Here is a 7092-nt window from a genome sequence, read left to right as displayed (position 1 = left end):
CGCGCTGATCGTGCTGCGCCGCCGCGAGAACGACCCCGCCGCGCTGTCGCTGCTGGCGACGTCCGTGCTGCCGACGCTCATCGCGGCGGTGCTGCTGCCGAAGACGCAGGCGGTGCCGATCACGGCCGGGGCGGGCGTCCTGCTGCTCGCCGTCTGGGCGGCTCGCCGCTGGTGGCCCGGGTTCGCCGGGCAGGTGGCCGGCCTGGCCGGGCTGCTCGCCCTCTTGCAGGCGACGGTGACCCAGTTCGACGGCCCGGCTCGTGCCGGGGTGCTGCTCGGTGAGGCGCTGCTGCTGGTCGTGGCCGCGGTGGGCGGCCGCAACCGCGGCGCACTGGCCGCCGCGCTCGGGTTCGCGGCCATCGGCGGCCTGCTCGGCGTGGTCTTCGACGTCACGCCCGTGCTGTTGATCGTCCCCCGCGCCCACCCGGTCGCCGAGCTGACCGGCGCGCTCGCGGTCGCCGCGCTGATCCTCGCCGTGTCGATCGCGCTGCCGTGGGCCGCCGCGCGGCTGGCGGTGTTCCGCGGGCCGGCCGACGACCTGTCGATCTGGCTGCTCGCCGGGGTTTCGGCGCTGTACGGCGCCGCCGGCGTCGTGCTGTGCGGCGCCCTGCTCGCGGTCCCCGGGCGGACCGGGTTCCTCCTCGGCCACGCGCTGATCACGGTGTCCTGGACGATCGCCGCGCTCGTGCTGCTCCTGCGCGGGATCGACGTCGTCGCGCTGCGGGTGACCGGGCTGATCCTGGTCGGCGCCGCGGTGCTCAAGCTGGTGCTGTTCGACCTGTCGGCGCTCGACGGGCTGGCCAGGGTCGGCGCGTTCCTCGGCGCGGGCCTGGTCCTGCTGGCGGCCGGGACGCGGTACGCGCGGCGGGTCGCGTCGCGTTAAGTCCGGGAAGAAATTGTCGGTGCCCCGTGGTTCCCTGGAGCACAGACCGACGACCAGGGGGCACCGACATGGCAGCACCGAAACTCTCCGAACGCGCCGGCGAGCCGATCGCCTGGCTGACCACGGTCACCCCGAAGGGGCGGCCCGCACCGCGGCCCGTGTGGTTCGTCCTCGACGGCGAAGACATCGTGGTGTTCAGCGAGCCCGGCACCGCGAAGCTCCGGCACATCGAGGCGAACCCCGAGGTGAGCTTCCACTTCAACAGCAACCCCGGCGGCGGCTCGATCCTCGTGGTGAGCGGCAAAGCGCACGTCGAGCCGGGCAAGGCGTCCGAAGCGCCCGGATACCTCGACAAGTACGGCTCCCGCTACGAGGCGATCGGCCTGACCGCGGACGGGTTCGACGCCAAGTACTCCGTCCGCATCCGCGTGGTGCCCGAGCGCAGCTGGGGGTTCTGACTAGAAAACGACGTTCAGGCAGGCCAGCCGGGCACCCGCCGTGCCCGCGTGGCCCGGATCGCTGTGCGTGTGGGTCTCGTGGACGACCACGGACTTCGCCCGCCGGCCGGCGAACGTCCAGTCCACTGTGGACCGAGCGAAGCCGGTGCCGGCCCGGTCGGTGGTGAAATCGAGCCAGATCTCGTTGCGGGGATTGGCGTACGCCGGGTCGACCGACGGCTTCACCGGGTCCGGCACGTGCTGGAAGTGCGGTCCGGCGGCATCGCCGGTCGCGCCGCACGGCTGGGTGTGGGCGTGCGCGCCGTAGGCTCGTCCCGGCCGCAGCCCGGTCACGAAGAGCAGCGTGGTCGTGCCGGCGGCCGAAACGCCGAACACGTGCGCCTGGGCGCCGGCCGGGACGAGGTCGGGGCGGTACGTCACCGCGGGTGCGCCGGGGGCAGCCGCGGTGAACGTGCCGTGCGCGGTCGTGAACCGCACCGGCGACGGTGACGCGGCGGCGACGCCGGGAGCGAGCACGGCGACAGCGGCCGCGGCGGCGAAAGCGGGGAGAAGACGCATTTCCCCTCTTTAGCCAGCCGCCCGGGCCACCGCCATGATCATCACTCGAAAGTGTGACCGATTTGGTGGAAAAGTCACGGTTTTCCCAGTCGGTGGAGCGTCCTGCGCCCGGTTATGGTCGTCTGGTGCCCGAACACACCGGCGAAACCCGCAACGAGCAGCTCACCCGCAACGTCGGCGAGCTCCTCCAGGAACTGCGGGTCGCGCAGGCCGGGGTGCAGATCCTGTTCGGCTTCCTGCTGTCGGTCGTGTTCACCGACCGGTTCCACGACGCCAGCGGGTTCGAGAAGTCGCTGCACCTGTCCGCGGTGGCGCTCGCGGTGGCGGCCACGGCCCTGCTGACCGCGCCCGCGGCGTGGCACCGGCTGCTGTTCCGCACGGGCAGCCGCGAACGGATCCTGACCGTCGGCAACCGGCTGGTGCTGGTCGGGCTGGTCTGCCTGGCCCTCGCCATCACGTCGACGGTCGCGCTGATCGCCAAGGTCGTCTACGGCTGGATCGCCATGGTCATCATGGCCGTGCTGTGCCTGCTGATCTTCGGCGTCCTCTGGTTCGTGATGCCGATCCGGATGCACCCGGGCAACGGCGATCAGCCGACCGGCCCGCCCAAGTAGAGCGTGTCCTCCTGGACGAAGCAGAGCGGGTTGCCGAACGGGTCGTCGGCGTAGAAGGAGCGTTCGCCCCAGAACTGCGTCTCGATGGCGTCGTCGGCCCAGCGCGGCCCGGCGGCGCGCACCCGCTCGAAGGTCTTCTCGACGTCTTCGACCGCGAGGTAGACGATCCGCGGGTCCCGCTGCGGGCGTGGCTCACGGTGCTCGGGCGGCGCCTCGACGCAGGCGAGCACCACGCCGCCGCAGGTGAAGTAGTGCCGGTTGAGCGCGATCCGCTCACCGGGGTCGCCGAACACGGCCGCGTAGAACGCGACGGCGACCTCGATGTCGTCGACGGGCTGGATCAACCGGAACACCCGCGGGCCGCTCATGCGGGCACAGTACCGCTGTTCATCCCGTGTTCGGCAGCAGTTGCCGGGGTGGTCGGAAGCCGCCCGTAGCTTCCCGCCCGTGACTGACACTTCTCGCCGGACCTTCCTCCTCGGCGCCCCGGCCGTCGCTGCCGCGGCGACCCTGCCGAACGTCCTCGGCGCGCCCGCCGCCCAAGCCACCGGCCGGCACCGCCCGGACGCCGAAGATCCGCGCTTCACGCTCGTGGTCATGCCCGACACGCAGTACCTGTTCGACGAGGACCGCGGCGACGCGGCCCCGCTGGACGCCTCGCTGCGGTACGTCCTCGAAGAGCAGGACGACAACGTTGTCTTCCTCGCCCACCTCGGCGATCTCACCCAGAACGGCCGGGCGGACGAGTTCGCCAGGATCAGCCGGTCGTTCCAGGCGCTCGACCGCCGCCGGTTCCCGTACAGCACCCTCGCGGGCAACCACGACATCGACGGCTCGAAGGACGACCAGCGCGGCCCGTCGCCGTACCTCGACGCGTTCGGCCCGCAGCGCCAGCGCAACTCGCCGACCTTCAAGGGCGCGTCCAAGGACGGCTACAACACCTTCCACATCTTCCGCGGCGGCGGCCGGGAATGGCTGCTGCTGGCGCTGGACTGGCGGCCCTCGGCCGGCGGCCTGAACTGGGCGAAGCAGGTCCTCGCGCAGCACCCGACGCTGCCGGCCATCCTCACCATCCACGAGCTGGTCTGGGCCGACGACGACCACCAGGCCCAGTTCTCGACGTTCGGCGAGCTCGTCTGGAAGGAACTGGTGCAGGGCAAAGACCAGATCTTCCTCACGCTCAACGGCCACTACTGGCCGACCGGGCGGACCGTCCGGAAGAACGCCGCCGGCCACGACGTGCACGTCCACATCGCCAACTACCAGGACCGCTACTACGGCGGCAGCGCCATGGTCCGGCTCTACCAGTTCGACCTCGCGCGCGGCGTGATCGACGTCCGGACTTTCTCGCCGTGGCTCGCCGCGCAGGACCACCTGAGCGAGCTGCAGCAGATCGAGGTCGAGCGCAGCGGCTCGGCCGACTACTTCAGCCTGGAGATCGACTTCGCCGAGCGGTTCAAGGGCTTCGCGCCGGTGCCGGTCCCGCCCGCGCGGCCGGCGAAGCAGCTGCTGGTGCCCGGAACCGTCGCGTACTGGCGCTTCGAAGGCGGCCAGGACGGCAAGGCAGTGCCGGACAACGTCGTCGTGCGCGACCAGACCGGCCGTGGCAACGACCTCACGCGCGTCACCGCGCCGGGCAGCGGACCGGACGCGTTGAAGTACTCGAACGAGTTCTCGCCGCGGCAGCCGTCGCGGGCCAGCCTGCGGTTCGACGGCGGTCGCGACCCCAGCCGGGGCGCCTACCTGCGCACGGTCGACACGGCGCCGATCAACAAGCTCAAGTTCGAGCGCGGCTACACCGTCGAGGCGTTCTTCTGGCTGCCGGCGAACTTCAAGGACGGCCACCACGGCTGGTGCGGCCTGTTCGCCCGGCAGGGCAGCGGCGCGGCCGCGGGCAAGACCGGCGACGACCCGCAGGAGTCGGCGGCCACACTGTCCCTTTCGGACGGTGGCGAGCTGCAGTGGGCGGTGTACCCGCTGAACCAGAACCGGACGTCGACGAACTGGGGCCACGAGCTGCCGGTGGAGAAGTGGTGGCACGTGGCCGTGGTCAACGACGGCCGGCGCACGACCGTGTACGTCGACGGCTGCCCGGTGGTCCGGAACCCGGCCACGCCCGCGGTCGGGCTCGCCGACCCGGGCGGCCCGTGGCTGGTCGGCGCATCCTCCTACGGCGGGAAGGTCGACCGCAGTTTCGCGGGGCTGCTGGGTGACGTGCGGGTGGCCGACCGGCCGCTGAACCCGCGCGAATTCATGCTGGGCTGAGGCCCTTGACAGCGGGTGGACAATAAAAAATCGGCGTGCTCTCCGGAAACAATGGGAGCGATCGCCGAACCTGATAAGAGTCTAACCGCTGTGAGGGGAACTTGTCAAACCAGGGGTACGACGAGGAATTGCGGGAAGAACGGGCCTACGTCGCCGCGCTGTACGAGCGGCTCGACCGCGAGCGCGCGGCGGCGCAGGCCCGCTACCACGGCGCACTCGGGCAAACCGGGGTGACGCCGGGGGAACGGGAGACCGACGTCCGCTGCCGGTCGCGGGAGGCGGCCCGGCTGGACGTCGCCGACAACGGCCTGTGCTTCGGCCGGCTGGACGCCCTTTCGGGCGAAACCAGCTATATCGGCCGGCTCGGGTTGTTCGACGCGGAAAACGACTACGAACCGTTCCTGCTGGATTGGCGGGCGCCGGCGGCGCGGCCGTTCTACGTCGCCACGGCGGCACGGCCGGAAAACATGCGCCGCCGCCGCCAGTTCCACACGATGGGGCGCCGGGTCCTCGAATTCACCGACGAGGTCCTGGGCCGTCCCGGGGACACCGATCGCGGGGACGCGGCCCTGCTCGCGGCCGTCAACGCGCCCCGCGGCGAGGGCATGCGGGACATCGTTGCGACCATCCAGGCCGAGCAGGACGAGATCATCCGCCTCGGCCACGCGGGTGTGCTGGTGGTCGAGGGCGGTCCCGGCACCGGCAAGACGGCCGTCGCCCTGCACCGGGTGGCGTACCTGCTCTACACCCGGCGCGAGCGGATGTCCCGCAGCGGCGTGCTGGTGGTCGGGCCGAGCCCGCTGTTCCTCGACCACATCGGCCGGGTGCTGCCGTCGCTCGGCGAGTCCGACGTCGTCTTCCTGACCACCGGCGACCTGGTGCCCGGGCTGCGCGTCAGGGCCGAGGACCGGCCGGAGGTGGCGCGGCTCAAGGGATCGCTCGGGATCCTCGACGTGCTGGCCGCCGCGGTCGCGGACCGTCAGCACGTGCCCGCCGAGCCGGTGCCGGTCGACCTGGGTGACGTCGTCGTGGCGCTCGACGCCGAGCTCGTGTCCGAGGCTCGGCTCGCCGCGCGCGAGTCGGGGTTGCCGCACAACGAAGCCCGCGCGATCTTCCGGGAGCAGGCGGTGTCGCTCGTCGCCGAGCGGGTCGTGGCGAAGATCGGCGAAGGCTGGATGACGCGGGAGGACCGCGGGCTGTGGGCGGATCTGCGCGCCGACGTCCTGGAGGAGCTCGCGGAGCACGAAGCGCTCGGCTCCGCACTCGACGCGCTGTGGCCGTACCTGACGCCGGAGTCGCTGCTGGCGCCGCTGTACGCATCCCCGCGCCGCCTCGAGGCCGCCGGGGCCGACCCGGCGTTGTTTCGCGCCGACGGCACGGCCTGGACCGTCTCGGACGTGCCGCTGCTCGACGAGCTGGCCGACCTGCTCGGCCGGGACGACACCGCCGAACGCGCCGCCGCGCGCCGGCGGGCGGAAGCCGAGGTCGAGTACGCCTCCGGCGTCATGGACCTCATGAAGCTGGACGCCGAGGAACTCGACGAGGACGTCCAGCTGGTCGCCGAGGACCTGCTCGACGCCGAAGACCTGGCCGGGCGGTTCGTCGAGCGTGACGCGCGCGACCTCGCCGAGCGGGCGGCCGCCGACCGCGACTGGACGTACGGGCACGTCGTCGTCGACGAGGCCCAGGAACTGTCCGAAATGGACTGGCGGGTGCTGATGCGGCGGTGCCCGAGCCGGTCGTTCACGATCGTCGGCGACCTCGCCCAGCGCCGCTCGGCGGCCGGGGCGACGGCGTGGGGCCCGGTGCTCACGCCGTACGTCGGCGACCGCTGGCAGTACCGCGAGCTGACCGTGAACTACCGCACCCCGGCGGAGATCATGGCCGTCGCGGGCGCGCTGCTGGCGCAGTTCGCGCCGGACGCGCGACCGCCGGAATCGGTGCGTGCCTGCGGGGTCCGGCCGTGGTCGAGGCGAGTGGCGGACGACGAGCTCGCCGACGCCGTCGACGACTTCGTCCGCGACGAGGCCGGCCGCGAAGGCACCAGCGTCGTGATCGGGCCGCCCGGGGTGCCGGGAACGATCCCGGCCGCGGCGGCCAAAGGCCTGGAGTTCGACGCCGTCCTCGTCGTCGAACCGGAGCGGATCCTGGCCGCGGGCCCGCGCGGCGCGGCCGAGCTCTACGTCGCGCTCACGCGCGCCACGCAGCGCCTCGGGGTGCTGCACCGGGATCCGCTCCCGGCGGCGCTGACCGGCCTCGCCGAGGCCGGGGTGCCCGTGCGGTCCGGGCACCGGCGGTTCCTGTAGCGAACGGG

At 72.3% G+C, this 7092-nt stretch carries 7 protein-coding genes; 5 read left to right on the top strand and 2 right to left on the bottom strand.

Going from position 1 to position 7092, the window contains the following annotated elements:
- Together ACWEVN_RS13125 and ACWEVN_RS13120 are read left to right on the top strand one after the other, a co-directional pair.
- A partial coding sequence (locus ACWEVN_RS13125) for a DUF2339 domain-containing protein (protein WP_452051362.1) occupies positions 1-883 on the top strand: 883 nt, incomplete at its 5' end.
- A gap of 68 nt (positions 884-951) precedes the next feature.
- Complete coding sequence (locus ACWEVN_RS13120) at positions 952-1341, top strand: TIGR03667 family PPOX class F420-dependent oxidoreductase (protein WP_449681884.1); 390 nt, start codon at positions 952-954, stop codon at positions 1339-1341.
- On the opposite strand, the gene ACWEVN_RS13115 is transcribed toward ACWEVN_RS13120, so the two are convergent.
- Positions 1342-1899, bottom strand: a complete 558-nt coding sequence (locus ACWEVN_RS13115) for a superoxide dismutase (protein ID WP_452051361.1) — start codon at positions 1897-1899, stop codon at positions 1342-1344.
- 125 nt (positions 1900-2024) lie between these two features.
- On the opposite strand from ACWEVN_RS13115, the gene ACWEVN_RS13110 reads away from it, so the two are divergent.
- The gene (locus tag ACWEVN_RS13110) at positions 2025-2513 is read left to right on the top strand and encodes a DUF6328 family protein (RefSeq protein WP_452051360.1); all 489 of its coding nucleotides are present in this window, start codon (positions 2025-2027) and stop codon (positions 2511-2513) included.
- Here ACWEVN_RS13110 and ACWEVN_RS13105 read toward each other — a convergent pair.
- The gene (locus ACWEVN_RS13105) at positions 2489-2881 is read right to left on the bottom strand and encodes a VOC family protein (protein WP_449681887.1); all 393 of its coding nucleotides are present in this window, start codon (positions 2879-2881) and stop codon (positions 2489-2491) included. The genes ACWEVN_RS13110 and ACWEVN_RS13105 overlap by 25 nt on opposite strands.
- Positions 2882-2960: 79 nt before the next feature.
- Here ACWEVN_RS13105 and ACWEVN_RS13100 point away from each other — a divergent pair, with 79 nt between their 5' ends.
- Together ACWEVN_RS13100 and helR are read left to right on the top strand one after the other, a co-directional pair.
- Positions 2961-4778, top strand: coding sequence for a LamG-like jellyroll fold domain-containing protein (locus ACWEVN_RS13100; protein WP_452051359.1), 1818 nt, complete (start codon positions 2961-2963; stop codon positions 4776-4778).
- Between the two features lie 101 nt (positions 4779-4879).
- Positions 4880-7084 (top strand): RNA polymerase recycling motor ATPase HelR, encoded by a 2205-nt coding sequence (gene helR / locus ACWEVN_RS13095; RefSeq protein WP_452051358.1) that lies wholly within the window; start codon positions 4880-4882, stop codon positions 7082-7084.
- Positions 7085-7092 lie beyond the last annotated feature (8 nt).

The sequence above is a fragment of the Amycolatopsis sp. NPDC003861 genome, from assembly GCF_053605405.1.
The sequence above is the reverse complement of the archived record's forward strand: the minus strand, read 5'-3'. Positions and strand labels throughout refer to the sequence as shown.

What these genes read in the sequence shown, in the direction of transcription:
- ACWEVN_RS13120 (WP_449681884.1), top strand. Translation starts at nt 952, where the DNA reads ATGGCAGCACCGAAACTCTCCGAACGCGCCGGCGAGCCGATCGCCTGG.
- ACWEVN_RS13115 (WP_452051361.1), bottom strand. Translation starts at nt 1,899, where the DNA reads ATGCGTCTTCTCCCCGCTTTCGCCGCCGCGGCCGCTGTCGCCGTGCTC.
- ACWEVN_RS13105 (WP_449681887.1), bottom strand. Translation starts at nt 2,881, where the DNA reads ATGAGCGGCCCGCGGGTGTTCCGGTTGATCCAGCCCGTCGACGACATC.